Origin of the sequence: Paenibacillus lautus (assembly GCF_050482385.1) — a bacterium.
Classification (GTDB): domain Bacteria; phylum Bacillota; class Bacilli; order Paenibacillales; family Paenibacillaceae; genus Paenibacillus_AQ; species Paenibacillus_AQ lautus_B.
Genome location: NZ_JBCNHV010000010.1, coordinates 552,278 through 568,682, shown reverse-complemented (window position 1 = coordinate 568,682; position 16,405 = coordinate 552,278). Strand labels below are relative to the sequence as shown.

Here is a 16,405-nt window from a genome sequence, read left to right as displayed (position 1 = left end):
GGCTTGGTTTAGAACAACTGATCAGGAGGCTAGCGAAATGCTGAGGTATGTGGCGAGTAAGTTTTTTTATATGCTTGTATCGTTGTTCATACTGATCTCAGCCACTTTTTTTCTTATGAAAGCCATACCGGGCGATCCGTTTATGGGAGAGAAAAAGCCATCGCCTGAAATTTTGGCGAGGCTGATGGAGCAGTATGATTTAGATAAACCGGTATTTCAGCAATATACGAAATACTTGGGCAATATCGTTCAGGGTGACTTTGGTTTGTCTATGAAAAAACAGGGGCAATCCGTCACTGATATTATTGTTGATACATTTGGCCCTTCACTTCGATTGGGTCTTATCGCGATCGTCGTATCCGTTATTGTGGGTGTCCTGCTGGGGATGCTTGCAGCTCTGTATCACCGCAAGCTGATTGACAACATCGCCATGATTATCTCGGTTCTGGGGATTGCGGTACCGAGTTTTGTACTAGCGTCATTGTTGCAATTCGTTCTCGCAGAGAAAGCGGGTATTTTCAATGTTATGGGCTTTGAAGGACCGCTCGACTACGTGCTTCCTGTTATGGCTCTATCTGCTCAGCCGATTGCATTTATCGCGCGATTAACGCGATCCAGCATGCTGGAAGTACTGCATTCGGATTATATCAAGACGGCGAAGGCCAAGGGTCTTAACTGGTTCGCCATTATGTTCCGTCACGTGGTCCGAAACGGGATATTGCCGGTCGTAACTTATGTCGGCCCAATGACAGCGAACATCATTACCGGTTCGGTCGTTATTGAACAGATCTTCGGTATTGGCGGCATTGGCAAGCAGTTTGTGGAAAGTATCACAAACCGCGATTATACAGTCATTATGGGGATTACCATATTCTACGGCATCTTGCTGATGCTGGCGCGTTTCGTTACAGATATCGTATATGTATTTGTGGATCCACGCATTAAATTGACCGGCGGGAAGGAGAGGTAGACATGGAGAAAGAACAAAGTATGCCTCATCCTGCGGCACTAAACTTGAAGCCTGAAGATTTTCAGAAGATTGGTCCTGATGAGAAACAATCCGAGGTAATACAGCGTGAAAGTTTGTCCTCCTGGAGAGATTCCTGGGAAAGATTGCGCAAGAACAAGCTTGCTATGTCCGGCTTGATTATTATGATCCTGATTGTCATCATGGCCATTATCGGCCCGATGATCTCTAACTATGATTATGAAACGAATGATTTGATGAATACGAATATGCCGCCTTCATCAGAACATTGGTTTGGAACCGACGATCTGGGCCGCGATGTTTTTGTTCGTACTTGGATGGGTGCTCGGATTTCCTTGACCGTTGGTCTTGCAGCAGCTGCGATTGACTTGATGATTGGTGTAATATATGGCGGCATCATGGGTTATTTCGGTGGCCGTGTCGATGAGTTCATGAATAAGTTTGCAGAAATTTTGTATTCCATTCCGTACCTGCTCGTTACGATTTTGCTGTTGGTTGTATTTGAACCAAGTTTAGGAACGATCATACTCGCCTTAACCATCACCGGTTGGATTAACATGTCCTGGATTGTGCGGGGCGAGATTATGCAGCTTAAGAACAGAGAATATGTCCTTGCTTCACGTTCGATGGGTGCGGGAACCGCACGCCTGTTGTTCCGGCATTTGATTCCGAATGCGATGGGGCCGATTATCGTTACCTTGACCCTGTCGGTTCCAAGCGCGATTTTTTCCGAGGCTTTCCTGAGCTTCCTTGGTCTTGGAGTTCAAGCACCGGTTGCCTCATGGGGCTCCATGATTAATGATGCCCTGTCCGGATGGATGTACTATCCATGGCGGATGTTGTTCCCTGCTCTATTTATCAGCTTGACGATGTTGGCATTTAACATTTTCGGTGATGGATTGCGTGATGCGCTGGATCCGAAATTGAAAAAATAGGAGGTGGGAAGGTATGGAACCGATCTTGCAGGTAAAGGACCTCAACGTATCGTTTCGTGTTCGCGGCGGTGAAGTAAAGGCAGTCCGCGGCATGAATTTTGAAGTCGGCAAGGGGGAGACGGTTGCCATCGTCGGTGAGTCCGGAAGCGGTAAAAGTGTTACCGCCCAGACCATTATGCGATTGATTCCGTCCCCGCCCTCAGAAATAAAAAAGGGTGAGGTCATTTTCCAAGGACAAGACCTTCTCAAAAAAACGAATAAACAGATGGAAGCGATTCGCGGCAAGGATATCGGGATGATCTTCCAGGATCCGATGACATCGCTGAACCCGACCATTCGAATAGGTAAGCAAATTACGGAGGTGCTGATTAAGCACCAGGGGATGTCTTTCTCCGAAGCCAAAAAACATGCGATTGAAATGCTGAAGCTGGTTGGCATCAAAAATGCCGAGGAACGTTTCAATCAGTATCCGCATGAGTTCTCCGGCGGTATGCGCCAGCGTGCGATGATAGCCATCGCGCTTGCGTGCAAGCCGACCCTGCTGATCGCCGATGAGCCGACAACGGCACTCGACGTTACCATTCAGGCACAGATTATGGACGTTATGAAGGAAATGCAGGAGCGCCTCGGAACATCCATCATTCTGATCACGCATGACCTTGGCGTGGTTGCCGGCATGTGTGACCGTGTCATCGTAATGTACGCAGGTGAAGTGGTGGAAACGGGAACGAAATGGGAGATTTTCAAAAATCCGCAGCATCCTTACACCAAAGGTTTGCTTCGTTCCATGCCGCGTCTGGATCAGAAGAAAGACGAACCGCTCATTCCGATTATCGGAACACCACCGGATCTGATCAAACCGCCTGTAGGCTGTCCGTTCGCCGCTCGCTGTGATGAAGCTATGCGAATTTGTGAACGGGTGGATCCGGGCGCAACGGAATTTAGCGACACGCATATGGCGCGCTGCTGGAATCTGCATCCGATGGCGAAGGAGGCGCAGGGTTCATGAAGGAAAACCACTTGATTGAGGTAAAGGGCCTGAAGAAGTATTTTAACGTCGGTAAGGGCAACATCCTTAAAGCAGTCGACGACTTGAATTTTTATATTCGCGAAGGCGAAACGCTTGGCATGGTGGGAGAGTCGGGTTGTGGTAAATCAACAGCAGGACGGACGATTCTCCGTCTCTATGAACCTACGGCCGGCAGCGTTAATTTTAACGGAACGGATATTTACAAGCTGTCTCCGGGCAAGATGAAGGCGATGCGCCGCGATATGCAGATGATCTTCCAGGATCCGTATGCCTCGCTGAATCCAAGATTCACGGTGTCGGATATTATCGGAGAAGCATTGGATATTCACGGTATGGCCGGCAGTCGCGCCGAACGCAAGAAGCGGATTGAGGAGCTGCTGGATATGGTCGGCTTGAATAGTGACCACTCGACGCGTTACCCTCATGAATTCTCCGGCGGTCAACGTCAACGGATCGGGATTGCTCGTGCTCTTGCGGTAAACCCTAAATTCATCATATGCGACGAGCCGATCTCGGCGCTTGACGTTTCGATTCAGGCGCAGGTTGTCAATCTGCTTAAGGATTTGCAGGACCGTCTGGGCTTGACCTATCTCTTCATTGCGCATGACCTGTCCATGGTCAAGCATATCAGTGATCGGGTAGCGGTTATGTATTTGGGTAAAATGGTGGAGCTAGCAGACAGTGAAGAGCTGTATGCAAATCCGATCCATCCTTATACCAAGACTTTGCTGTCCGCGATTCCGATTCCGGATCCAGAAATTGAGGCAAACAAAAAGCGTCTCAAGCTGGAAGACGATATGCAGGGGCCGATTTCAGCTGCCAAAGGCGAAGACGGAACGGTTCAACTGGACGTGAAGGATTCGGAATTGGTCGAAGTGTCCAAAGGACACTGGGTTGCAAAGGCCTACGCTTGAACAAGCGGACCTGAATATGAGAAAGCTGCTTCAAGAATAGCCGCTGGCATCGTGCCGGCGGCTATTCTTTTCCTTTGACGCAGAATGCCAACATTCGGTACAATCAAGAAAGGCAAAATGTTATAGAATAATTAAATTTCATGCACAATCTAGATTTGGTTGCGACGTAGAATAGGAGGAATACCTCATGAATATCGTTCCGGAACCATTATCCCTCGCTTCGCGTCTCGCTCAGGATTATATTCATCACTTCGACCGGGTAAGCGGGTTCTACGGTGAAGATTACCGCGGCGAGCACAGCTATGCAGAGCGAGTACAATGGCTGGATCTTTCGGAAGACAAACGAATTCAGCGTAAAGCGCTGGCAGATTGTCTTCGGACGTACAATCAGAAACACAATGACCATCCCGCTGTACATAAATCACTCCAACTTCTGGAGCAGCCAGGAACGGTTACCATGGTTGGTGGACAACAAAGCGGTTTGTTCACCGGACCTCTGCTTGTCATATATAAAGCAATTACCGTCATTCAAGCGGCCCGCGAAGCGGAAGAGCGCTTGAATCGTCCTGTCGTGCCTGTATTTTGGATCGCCGGGGAAGATCATGATTGGGATGAAGTGAATCATACGTACTTCCTGAGTCAGGATCAGCAGCTTTCCAAGATCAAGCTTGATGCCAAGGACGGACTCAGGACGTCGGTTAGTTATACTGACGTTGCTGAGGAAGATTGGAATGCGATGCTGGCAGAGCTCCAGATTCAATTGGCAGACAGCGAATATAAGGCAGATCTGCTGAAGATGGCGAGGGAGTCGTTTGACGGTTCGGCTGGACTCAGCGAGGCATTCGCTAAACTCATCAGCTGTATGTTCGGCAAATATGGGCTAATACTCCTGGATTCTGCAGATCCGGGACTGCGAGCGTTGGAAATACCCGTATTCGAATCTTTGATTACCCGCAACGAAACAATGGGACTTTCGTACCAGCAGGCTGCAAGGGATATCGCAGGTTTGGGATATGAAGTCCAGGCTGATGTATCCGAGAATGGGGCCAACTTGTTCTACTTGCATGAAGGCAGACGCTTGCTGCTTTACCGAGAAGGACGTGTATTCTCAGACCGGAAAGGCATCATTACGCTCACGGAGGAAGAACTGCTTCGGGATTTGCATCAGCATCCGGAACGCTTCAGCAACAATGTGCTGACCCGTCCAATTATGCAGGATTCGCTGCTGCCCGTGCTCGGAACGATACTCGGTCCAGGGGAGATTTCCTATTGGGCGATTACGCGCTATGCATTTTCCGACTTAGGTTTGCAGATGCCGCTGATCATCCCGAGAATGTCATTCTCCATCGTAGATGGAACCGTCCATAAGCTTATGGAGAAATATGGATTGTCCTTCGAGGATGTGCACCTCCGCTTGTCTGAGAAGCGTGAGGCTTGGCTTGCCAGCAAGGATGAGTTGAATCTGGAAGAGCGATTCAGTCAAACCCGGGAACAATTTGAAGCATTATATCAGCCTTTAATAGAAGATCTTGGCAAAATGCAAAGTGGACTGTTAAAATTAGGTCTAACCAATAAAGATAAAATATTGGAGCAGATGGATTACCTGTTAAGTAAATCCCGGAATGCCTTGGAACAGCAGCATGAGGCCGCGCTGGCACAGTGGAAACGCATTGAACAGACACTGATGCCGGAAGGGAAACCTCAGGAGAGGGTGTATAACATCCTGGAATACATGAATCGTTATGGATTGAATCTGGTGGATCGCCTGATGGAAATCCCATACGTTGCTTCAGGCATTCACAGGGTCCTTTACGTATAATGATCAGGAATTCAATCATCAGATCATAGGAGGCCGTTAAATGAGCTCATCATCAATACAAACCAGCAATATTACCGACTTGAAACTGGCACCGGAAGGTCATTTGAAAATTGATTGGGTGAAGGCGCATATGCCGGTATTGAATCGGGTGCGTGAACAATTCGAGAAAGAACAGCCATTCAAAGGGTTGAAAGTCGCCATCTCCTTGCATCTGGAAGCCAAGACTGCTTATCTGGCGAAAGTCGTTCAGGCTGGCGGAGCTGAAGTGACAATTACGGGCAGTAATCCGTTGTCCACTCAAGATGATGTGTGTGCCGCATTGGTAGAAGACGGGATCACGGTGTTTGCCAAGTATAACCCGGATCCTGCAGAATACAAGCAGCACCTCATTTCAACACTGGAGACCAGACCGGATCTGATTATCGACGATGGCGGGGATCTCGTAACGATCCTTCACTCCGAACGTACGGATCTGCTTGAAGGAATTCGAGGCGGAGCTGAAGAGACAACGACAGGCATCCTGCGCCTGAAATCTTTGGAGAAGGAAGGCTCTCTGAAATTCCCGATGGTTGCCGTGAATGATGCTTACTGCAAATACTTATTCGATAACCGTTACGGTACCGGACAATCGGTCTGGGACGGAATTAACCGGACGACCAACCTGGTGGTTGCAGGTAAGACCGTCGTTGTCGTAGGGTATGGCTGGTGCGGGAAGGGCGTGGCTATGCGCGCCAAAGGTCTTGGTGCCAACGTCATTGTGACCGAGATTGATGCGATTAAGGCCGTTGAAGCTTATATGGACGGCTTCCGCGTCATGCCAATGCGCGAAGCAGCCAAATTGGGAGATTTCTTTGTGACCGTCACGGGTAACCGCGATGTCATTAGTGGGGAAGACTTTGATGTCATGAAGGACGGTGCCATTTTATCCAATGCCGGTCATTTCGATGTGGAAGTCAATAAACCGGATTTGTCAGAACGGTCTCAATCAGTTCGGACGGTTCGGCGCAATATCGAAGAATATCATCTGAAAGATGGTCGTAAGATTTATTTGCTTGCCGAAGGCCGTTTGGTGAATCTGGCGGCAGGTGACGGACATCCGGCAGAAATTATGGATATGACGTTTGCGCTTCAGGCCTTGTCTCTCAAACACGTGAATGATCAGTACAAGAACATCGGTAACCACGTAGTAAATGTTCCTTACGAATTGGATGAACAGGTTGCCTTATATAAACTGGAAAGTCTAGGTATTACAATCGACAGCCTGAGCGCTGAGCAAAAGTCTTACTTGGACAGCTGGGCTCAGCACTAAACAGCAGCAGCTTTAGATCATTTGCAAACCTCCTTTCCATCCCCGAGTGGGATGAAAGGAGGTTTTTTGTGCGAATGTACTGAGAGAAAGTTCCAAAAAAACAAATGCTCGTTAGAAGGTATTTGATTCTTGACGCCGAATCTATTATCCTAAAGTGGTGGAAAGTGGTGCAAAGTGGGGAATCGGGGTTAAGGGGTGGAGTGCCTGATGTTCATGGGGGAGTTTCAACATAGCATCGACGATAAGGGGAGAATCATCATCCCTGCTAAATTTCGTGACCTCCTGGGCACCTCGTTTATCGTAACCCGCGGATTGGACAATTGCCTCTTTGTATACCCCAAAGATGAATGGGCCATCATGGAGCAGAAGCTCAAATCCCTGCCACTCATGAAGTCGGATGCACGCGCATTCACACGGTTTTTTTTCTCCGGGGCGACGGAATGTGAATGGGATAAACAGGGAAGGGTAAATTTGCCGGGCAATTTGCGCGAGTTCGCCAAGCTCGAGAAGGAATGCGTTGTTATCGGCGTATCGAGCCGAGTGGAGATCTGGAGCAAGGAGCAGTGGCAGAATTACTATCAGCAATCGGAGGAAGCATTCAACGACATTGCTGAGAAGCTGGTAGACTTTGATTTTGATTTATAACCAGCTAGGAACATCGTATGGAAATGGACAAGTTACACTTAAAAACTATGAATGAGACACAATGGAGGGCTGCAGCTTTGTTCCACCACATCACAGTGCTTAAGCAAGAAGCAACAGAAGGGCTGCGCATCAAACCAGACGGTATATATGTTGACTGTACGCTCGGGGGAGCAGGGCACAGCTCGCTTATTGCTTCCCAACTAAGTTCGAAGGGCCGGTTAATCGCATTGGATCAGGACGATTGGGCATTGAATAATGCCCGGGAAGTCATGAAGCCTTATGTGGACCGGATCACTCTTGTCAAAACCAATTTTCGTGATTTGGAGGAGGTGCTCCGAAACGAAGTGGAGGTTGACGAGAACGGGCAGCCGCAAGTTGACGGTATACTGTTCGATTTGGGCGTATCCTCTCCGCAGTTCGATGAAGGGGAGAGAGGCTTTAGTTACAACCATGATGCCCCGCTGGATATGCGGATGGATCAATCCGCTGAGCTTACCGCAGCCAAGATTGTAAACGAATGGCCAGAACAGGAAATCGCACGAATATTGTATGAATACGGCGAAGAGAAATTTTCAAGACGAATTGCCAAGGTCATTGTTGAAAGAAGGGCACAGAGTCCTATTCAAACAACGGGCGAGCTTGTCGAAATGATTAAGGAAGGGATTCCGGCCGCAGCTCGGAGAACGGGCGGCCATCCGGCGAAACGAAGCTTTCAAGCGTTTCGGATTGCGGTAAATGATGAGCTTGGTGCATTCAAAGATGCACTTCACCAAGCCGTGAGATGTCTTGCACCAGGAGGAAGAGTTTCAGTAATCACTTTTCACTCGCTCGAAGACCGGATATGCAAACAGATTTTTAACAGCTACATTCCCAAGTGTACGTGCCCTCCAGACTTTCCGATGTGTGTATGCGGAGGCGGCCAAGGTGATCTGAAACTGGTGAACCGCAAACCGCTTATCCCCTCTGCGGAAGAGATTGAGAGTAATCCAAGGGCGCGATCGGCGAAGCTGCGGATTGCGGAGAAACTGTAGAAACATAAAATCCCTGAAGAAGGAGAATCAGCCATGGCCTACACGCGCGGCAATTTAGCCGTACAGGAGAGACAGAAGGAAACGCAGCAGTCCGCTTATCTCGAGAAGACAAAAGTCGTCAAACGTCGTTCCCAGCTTCCGCAAAAAGAAAAGCTGCTGTATATGTTGTCCGTGGTGTTTGTGGTTGCCGTCATGGGCGTCATTGGCATGAGTCATGTTCATTCCTATGACTTAAACCGGCAAATTCATGATACCGACAATAATATACTCAAAGCGAAACGAAATATTGATCAGCTTCAGGTTGAAAAGCAAACACTGGAGACGCAAATATTGGACAAGGCAAAAGAGTTGGGTTATGTGCCTATTGAGGATAAAAATACGATCCATCTATCACCCGTCTCGGGTTCATCCGGGACACAGAATTCGGACTCGGGACAAAATGATTGAAGTGTGAGGTTTTGACCGATGATAAAAAAAATCAAACTGCGTACCGTGCTAATAGGGGGATGTATAACCCTCTTTTTTGCTTTATTGATTGGTCGGGTGTTTTGGCTGCAGGTGATCGATAACGACTTCTGGAAGGCCGAAGCTTTGAAGAAGTGGTCTCGTAAACAGGATCTTCCGGCCACTAGAGGGACGATTATGGATCGGGACGGCGATATTCTTGCCATGGATGCGCCTGCCTTTACGGTCATTGTGAATCCTGCGGTCATTCAGGCTAACGGCATGGTGAATGAGGTAGTTAAAGGGCTTCACGAAACTCTCGGCAAGGATGAGGACAAGCTTCGAGAGATGGTTCAAGCCAAAGACAAGGATGGCGAATACTTGAAGGGCGTGGAAGTCCGCAATGAAGGATGGAAGATCAGCCAAGAGAAGATGGAAGAGGTTAAAGAGTTTAGTGAAAGCTTGAATCAAAAATTAAAGGCCGCCGGTAAGGTTCCCGATTCGGGCATCGGCTTTCAGCGAGAGTCAAAACGATATTACCCACAAAAGACATTGGCTGCTCATATCTTGGGTTATACCGATCGACAGGGTAAAGGTGTCGGAGGCATTGAGCAATATTATGACGACAAACTAAAGGGAACCGACGGATTCGCTTCTTACAAGAGTGACAAGAAGGGGGTCAAGCTCCCGAGTGAGGACGATTTATACCAGCCTGCAATAAATGGGAAAAATTTAGTGCTGACGACCGACGATACAATCCAGTATTATATCGAGGAAGCGATGCGCGACACGTATAACCAATATAAACCAATCAGTATGACGGTCATCGCAGCGGATCCGAACACGATGGAAATACTGGGGATGGCCAACATGCCGACTTTTGATCCCAATACATATTCGGAATGGAAGCCGAAAGATTTTAACAATCATGCCGTGCGGTCCACCTATGAGCCGGGATCGACTTTCAAAATTGTAACGCTGGCCAGTGCAGTTCAGGAGAAGCTGTTTAACCCGGGTGCTATTTATCAATCCGGATCCATAAGAGCGGGTGGAAGAACTCACCGGGACATTAACAGCGTAGGCTGGGGCCCTATCACTTATTTGGAAGGTGTGAAGAAGTCGAGTAACGTTGCTTTTGTAAAATTGGGATTCGAAATGCTTGGCAAGGAACGATTTACCAACTACATTCAGGAATTTGGGTTTACTCAGAGAACGGGGATCGACCTCCCAGTCGAAGTTTTGGGTACCTTGAATATGACTTATGATTCCGATATTTCAACCATGACCTACGGTTACGCTGTATCCGTAACGCCTATCCAACAGATCGCTGCTATTTCGGCAGTGGCTAACGGAGGCAAGCTCATGAAGCCTCATATGGTGAAGCAGATCGAGGACCCAAACACGGGCAAGGTTGAGAAAATCGAGCCGGAAGTCGTGCGTCAGGTTATATCTCCTAAAGCCGCAAGAGAAACAGGGACTTACCTTGAGCAGGTCGTAGCCGACCAATCCATTGGTACAGGTAGGCTTGCGTATATTGAAGGCTACCGGGTTGCGGGCAAAACGGGTACCGCTATAAAATCCGGCGGCGGATATAAAGACCGTTCGAAACAAGTGGTTTCGTTCATCGGGTACGCTCCCGTCGAGAATCCGAAGATTGCCGTACTGGTCATTATCGACGAACCGAACGTGGAACAAGGCGGCGGTAAGCTGGCAGCACCGATATTCAAAGAAATCGTCTCCAACACATTGAATTATTGGGGCGTTCCCAAATCGAATGCAACTCAGGATAAAGAAAAATCGAATGCAGGTACAACGCTGAAGGATTCCCTGAAAGCACCAGACTTTACGGGGATGAAGCTGAGCGACGTAAAAGCGAAACTGCTGAAGGATGGAGTAGCGTTTGAGACCTTGGGCAACGGCAGCACGGTGAAGGAGCAATATCCGCCTGCAAATGCGATCATTAGTGCTGGTCAACGGATCTATCTTCTTACAGAGGATAGCCCAACGATGAAGATCCCGAATTTAGAGGGTGAATCGCTCAGGGACGCCATGGAAGTACTCACGTTGATGAAAGTAAAGGTTAATGTTCAGGGTGAGGGCTACGTTGTTTCGCAATTGGAAGCCAAGGAGAATGGCCAGCGAATCGTGCAATTAACCTTGAAATCGGCTCAAGAGTTGATAACAGGGACCAGCAGCACGGATGAAACATCATCCGCTGGCAACGAAGATCCTAACGGGGAAGAATCCACCGATGAAGAAACTGAAACAACAGGCAGCGCAGGAGGGGAATAGCTTGTTCTAACCCGGGTTTGTCCCGAATACTCATGTGAAGAACGCATATCATGAGCTTTCGGGTTCAAACAGGGAGGGAAGCTTAGGTGAAAGTATCCAAGGTATCGCAGCGGAGAAGACTGCTCTGGAGCCTGCTGCTGCTGCTCTTGCTGTTCTCAGCACTGATCATCAGATTGGCTTATGTGCAGATTGGGAAAGGCGCGGAGCTGTCGGCGAAGGCGGAGAACCTCTGGCGCCGTGACATTCCGTTTGCGGCACAGCGTGGTGAAATTTTGGATCGCAACGGAACCGCATTGGTTACGAATATAACGACACCGACCATTTGGGCGATTCCTGTACAAATCAAAGATCCGGACCATACGGCCGAGACCTTGGCTGGGCTTATCAGCATGGACAAAGCCGATATCAAGAAAATCATTACGAAACGTTCGAGGTTGGAACGGATAAATCCCGGTGGACGAAAAATTACGATGGAGCTGGCTCAGGAAATTCGTGATTTGAAGCTGCCGGGTATCGTTGTTGCTGAGGATAACAAACGGTATTATCCCTATGGCGATCTCGCAGCCCATATTTTGGGGTTCACGGGGGCTTACAGTCAGGGACTTACCGGCTTGGAAGCCATGCATGACGACAAGCTGAAGGGCTTTGAAGGCGGAATATCCTATCTGTCTGACGCAGGCGGAAGAATTATGCCGGGCTCCTCGGAGAAGTATGTCGAGCCTCGTGACGGTCTGAATCTGGAGCTAACGATCGATAAATCGATTCAGTCCATTATGGAGCGGGAGCTTGACCAAGCCATGGTGAAGTATCAGGCGAATGGGGCTTGGTCGATTGCCATGAATCCCAAGACGGGCGAGATTTTGGCGATGGCCAGCAGACCGGGTTATTCTCCTGCCAATTACCAGCAATTTTCAGCCGAGACATACAATCGCAACCTGCCGATCTGGATGACCTATGAACCGGGCTCGACATTCAAGATTATTACGCTTGCCGCTGCCCTTGAAGAGGACAAGGTTAATCTGAAGAACGATCACTTCTTTGACAGCGGGGCGGTAGAGGTCGGTGGGGCAAGACTGCGCTGCTGGAAAAAAGGCGGCCATGGCAGCCAGACCTTCATGGAGGTTGTCCAGAATTCCTGCAACCCGGGCTTTGTGGCGTTAGGTCAGAAGCTGGGCAAGGAAAGCCTGTTTCAGTATATCCGCGATTTTGGCTTTGGGGCCAAGACGGGCATCGATTTGAATGGGGAAGAGAATGGCATCCTGTTCAAACTTGCTAAAGTCGGTCCGGTTGAGTTAGCCACAACGGCATTTGGGCAGGGGGTATCCGTTACGCCAATCCAGCAGGTTGCGGCAGTGTCTGCGGCCATTAACGGCGGCAAATTGTTTAAACCGCATGTGGCCAAGGCGTGGGTCAATTCGGAGACGGGCGAGACGGTCGAGGAAATCAAACCGGAGCTCGTCAGACAAGTGATCTCGGAAGAAACATCCAAGCAAGTGCGCGAGGCGCTCGAGAGCGTCGTCGCCAAAGGGACCGGACGCCCGGCCTTCATTGACGGTTATCGCGTCGGAGGGAAGACGGGAACGGCCCAGAAGGTTATTAACGGCAGGTACTCGTCGACAGAGCATATTGTATCGTTTATCGGATTCGCACCTGCCGATGATCCTGAGATTGTGGTGTACACTGCGGTAGATAACCCGAAGGGCATCCAGTTCGGTGGTGTCGTAGCTGCTCCAATCGTACAGAACATCCTGGAGGATGCGCTGCATTATATGAAGGTTCCACCGCGTAAAGATCAGCTTGCCCGTGAGTATAAATATGGCGAGACGCCAACCGTGACTGTGCCGAATCTGGTCGGAGCGACCATTCAGGATCTGTATGAGGATCTGAATATGAATTTCATGCTGGCCAAGTCCGGGACCGGCAACACGGTGATTTCCCAGGCGCCGAAGCCGGGAAGCCGGGTGGAGCGGGGGGCTACCATTCGGATATATATGGGTGAAGACCCGGAGGAATCCAAACACGAACATTAAGGCATCATCCGATTCACGAGCGAGGACGGATGATGCAGTTATATAGAGAGAGGGATAACAATGAAATTGAAGCAATTATCATCCGTATTGGCTGCTGCTGTTATCAAAGGATCCGGAGATGTTGAAATAACGGGGATTGAAACAGACTCGAGACAAGTGAAAGCGGGGGATTTGTTCATTTGTCTGCCGGGTCATACGGTAGATGGACACCTGTTTGCAGCCCAGGCTGCTGACCAAGGCGCTGCGGCATTGGTCGTTGAGCGTAAGCTTGAGGTAGACCTTCCGCAAGTCATCGTGAAGGACAGCCGCTTTGCGATGGCGGGTTTGGCGAATGCCTTTTTTAATCAGCCAAGCTCCCGCATGAAGATGATCGGCGTAACCGGAACGAACGGCAAGACCACGACAACGTATTTGATCGATTCAATCATGAACGATTACGGTCTGAAGACCGGACTCATTGGCACGATTCAGATGAAATATGACGGCCGGTCGTTCCCGATGCCGAGAACGACGCCAGAGGCGTTGGAGCTTCAGCGTTACTTGAACGATATGGCGAACGCAGGCACTGAGTGCTGCGTGATGGAGGTATCCTCGCATGCGCTCGAACAGGGGCGGGTGAAAGGAACGGATTTCCGGACGGCCATATTTACAAACCTGACGCAGGATCATCTGGATTATCATCATACGATGGAAGAATACCGCGGGGCAAAAGGGTTATTTTTCTCCCGGCTGGGCAACGCTTTTGCCAAGGATGAATCATCGCGCAAATATGCTGTCCTGAATGCGGATGATGAGGCTTCCGCTTATTTTGCCAAGCAGACGGCAGCGGAAGTGATTACCTATGGTTTGGGAGACGATGCGGATATACGAGCAAGCAACATCTCGATCACCGCTCAAGGGACCTCGTTCCATGTGGATACATTCCGCGGCAGTGCGGATATTTCAATTCGAATGGTAGGGAAATTTAACGTATATAACGCCATGGCCGCGATTGCTGCCGCGCTTCTTGAGGGAATCCCGCTCGAGGATATCAAGAAGAGCCTGGAGTCCGTACCCGGAGTCGACGGCCGCGTTGAGGTCGTGGATGAGGGTCAGCCGTACGCCGTGATTGTGGATTATGCACATACGCCGGACGGACTGGAAAATGTGCTGCGTACCGTTAATGAATTTGCTGAAGGTCAGGTGCTCACGGTATTCGGCTGCGGCGGCGACCGGGATCGGAGCAAACGGCCGATCATGGGTAAAATTGCCGCGAAATATAGCGATGTTGTATTGGTGACTTCCGATAATCCCCGTACCGAAGACCCGGATTTGATCCTGAAGGATATCGAAGCCGGCTTGATTGAGGACGGAGTGGCAACAGAAAGCTACAAGCTCATCGTCGATCGCCGGAAAGCGATCGAAAAGGCTATTGAAATGGCAAGCCCGGGCGATGTAGTATTGATTGCGGGGAAAGGTCATGAGACCTACCAGCTGATTGCGGGCGAAGTGCTAGATTTTGACGACCGCATCGTAGCCAAAGACGCGATAAGGGGCAGACAATAGTGATCCATAAATCATTAAAGAGCATTGCCGACATGTGCGGCGGGACGCTCTCACGTAACCAAGATGACAGCATTATCATTCAAGGGGTCGGTACCGACTCCCGAACCATACAGCCGGGGAATCTGTTTGTTCCGATTGTCGGCGAGAAATTTGACGGGCATGCGTTCGCCGAGAGTGTGCTCGCCAGCGGAGCTGGTGCAGTGCTCTGGCAGAGAGATCATCAACCGATTCCCGATGACCTGCCACTCATTCTCGTTGAGGATACGTTAACGGCACTCCAGTCGCTTGCTGCAGCCTATTTGTCCGAGAGCCGTGCAAAGGTGATCGGCATTACCGGCAGCAACGGAAAAACGACAGTGAAGGACATGGTGTCCGCACTGCTTGAAACCACGTTTAAGGTTCACAAGACGCAAGGCAATTACAACAATCATATCGGTCTTCCGTTAACCGTACTCGCGATGAAGGAAGATACCGATGTGATCGTGCTTGAGATGGGCATGAGCGGACGGCGCGAGATTGAACTGCTTTCGACTATTGCGCGTCCGGATATGACGGTGATTACTAATGTAGGGGAAGCGCATATGCTTCAGCTCGGTTCGCGGGAAGAAATCGCCCGCGCCAAGCTTGAAATTATCAGCGGTATGAAGCCAGGCGGCTTGTTGATCTATCACGGGGACGAACCGTTGATCCGTCAGGTGCTTGCTGAAGAAGCTACGGTGAAGCCAGAGGGACTGCGAACGTTTACGTTCGGCAATCAAGAAATCAATGACGATTATCCGACAGGACTCATGTTCCATGCAAGAGGAATCATATTCACTTCGAACCGGCATGCGGGCGAAGGCTTCAGCCTGCCGCTTCTCGGTCGTCATAATGTAGTCAACGCGCTGGCGGCGATGGCAGTAGCGGCTCATTTGGGAATCGGCGATGAAGCCATTCGCAGCGGCTTTGCCAATCTGAAGCTGTCGAGTATGCGGATCGAAGCCGTGGAGACTGCGTTCGGGGTCACTGTGCTGAATGATGCTTACAATTCCAGTCCTACCGCGGTTAAGGCGGCAGTGGACGTGCTTGGAGATATGAAAGGCTACCACCGACGGATCGCCGTTCTCGGGGACATGCTGGAACTTGGTCAGCGGGAACAGGAATTCCATGCCGAGATTGGAGATTATTTATCTCCGGACAATGCGGATCTTGTGTTCACCTTCGGCCCATTGTCGCTTCACACGGCGAAGAAAGCGAAAGATCGCTTCCCAGAAGGGGCTGTGCTTCCGTTTACGGATAAAGAGCAACTGATCGAGGCCTTGCTGGAGCGGGTAACGGAGAAAGATATCGTATTGGTGAAAGCCTCGCGCGGCATGAGGCTGGAACACGTGGTTGACGCCTTGAAGGCCCTGCCTGGCGGCAACAACGGAGTGAGGGGGTGAGC

General features: G+C 49.8%; 13 protein-coding genes. All 13 read left to right on the top strand.

Translation table 11 applies throughout. The features are described 5' to 3' along the window. The first annotated feature begins 37 nt into the window (after positions 1-37). The 13 genes from ABEW73_RS13845 to ABEW73_RS13785 all read left to right on the top strand — a co-directional run bounded on the left by ABEW73_RS13845 (position 38) and on the right by ABEW73_RS13785 (position 16,403). Positions 38-970: an ABC transporter permease gene (locus ABEW73_RS13845; protein WP_430166956.1), complete on the top strand. Its 933-nt coding sequence runs from the start codon at positions 38-40 to the stop codon at positions 968-970. A gap of 2 nt (positions 971-972) precedes the next feature. Continuing rightward, a complete protein-coding gene (locus ABEW73_RS13840) occupies positions 973-1,923 on the top strand; it encodes an ABC transporter permease (protein WP_430166954.1) in 951 nt (316 codons plus the stop codon). 13 nt (positions 1,924-1,936) lie between these two features. Beyond that, on the top strand, positions 1,937-2,932 hold the full coding sequence (locus ABEW73_RS13835; RefSeq protein ID WP_076320625.1) for an ABC transporter ATP-binding protein: 996 nt from the start codon (positions 1,937-1,939) through the stop codon (positions 2,930-2,932). After that, positions 2,929-3,867: an ABC transporter ATP-binding protein gene (locus ABEW73_RS13830; RefSeq protein ID WP_430166952.1), complete on the top strand. Its 939-nt coding sequence runs from the start codon at positions 2,929-2,931 to the stop codon at positions 3,865-3,867. Before ABEW73_RS13835 ends, ABEW73_RS13830 begins: the two co-directional genes overlap by 4 nt. A gap of 187 nt (positions 3,868-4,054) precedes the next feature. Next, positions 4,055-5,686 (top strand): bacillithiol biosynthesis cysteine-adding enzyme BshC, encoded by a 1,632-nt coding sequence (bshC, locus tag ABEW73_RS13825; protein ID WP_430166950.1) that lies wholly within the window; start codon positions 4,055-4,057, stop codon positions 5,684-5,686. A 40-nt stretch (positions 5,687-5,726) separates the two neighbouring features. Further along, positions 5,727-6,995 (top strand): adenosylhomocysteinase, encoded by a 1,269-nt coding sequence (locus ABEW73_RS13820; RefSeq protein ID WP_098742742.1) that lies wholly within the window; start codon positions 5,727-5,729, stop codon positions 6,993-6,995. Positions 6,996-7,202: 207 nt separating this feature from the next. After that, entirely contained in the window at positions 7,203-7,640 is a 438-nt protein-coding gene (gene mraZ, locus ABEW73_RS13815) for a division/cell wall cluster transcriptional repressor MraZ (RefSeq protein WP_009590832.1), read from the top strand. A gap of 77 nt (positions 7,641-7,717) precedes the next feature. Further along, the gene (rsmH, locus tag ABEW73_RS13810; RefSeq protein WP_326094145.1) at positions 7,718-8,671 is read left to right on the top strand and encodes a 16S rRNA (cytosine(1402)-N(4))-methyltransferase RsmH; all 954 of its coding nucleotides are present in this window, start codon (positions 7,718-7,720) and stop codon (positions 8,669-8,671) included. Between the two features lie 33 nt (positions 8,672-8,704). Beyond that, positions 8,705-9,118, top strand: coding sequence for a cell division protein FtsL (locus tag ABEW73_RS13805; RefSeq protein WP_379406544.1), 414 nt, complete (start codon positions 8,705-8,707; stop codon positions 9,116-9,118). Between the two features lie 18 nt (positions 9,119-9,136). Next, the gene (locus ABEW73_RS13800; RefSeq protein WP_430166947.1) at positions 9,137-11,407 is read left to right on the top strand and encodes a penicillin-binding transpeptidase domain-containing protein; all 2,271 of its coding nucleotides are present in this window, start codon (positions 9,137-9,139) and stop codon (positions 11,405-11,407) included. A gap of 86 nt (positions 11,408-11,493) precedes the next feature. Continuing rightward, complete coding sequence (locus tag ABEW73_RS13795) at positions 11,494-13,437, top strand: stage V sporulation protein D (RefSeq protein WP_430166945.1); 1,944 nt, start codon at positions 11,494-11,496, stop codon at positions 13,435-13,437. A gap of 60 nt (positions 13,438-13,497) precedes the next feature. Beyond that, positions 13,498-14,982, top strand: a complete 1,485-nt coding sequence (locus ABEW73_RS13790) for a UDP-N-acetylmuramoyl-L-alanyl-D-glutamate--2,6-diaminopimelate ligase (RefSeq protein WP_430166943.1) — start codon at positions 13,498-13,500, stop codon at positions 14,980-14,982. Then, complete coding sequence (locus ABEW73_RS13785) at positions 14,982-16,403, top strand: UDP-N-acetylmuramoyl-tripeptide--D-alanyl-D-alanine ligase (protein ID WP_430166942.1); 1,422 nt, start codon at positions 14,982-14,984, stop codon at positions 16,401-16,403. The genes ABEW73_RS13790 and ABEW73_RS13785 overlap by 1 nt, the downstream gene beginning before the upstream one ends. Positions 16,404-16,405 lie beyond the last annotated feature (2 nt).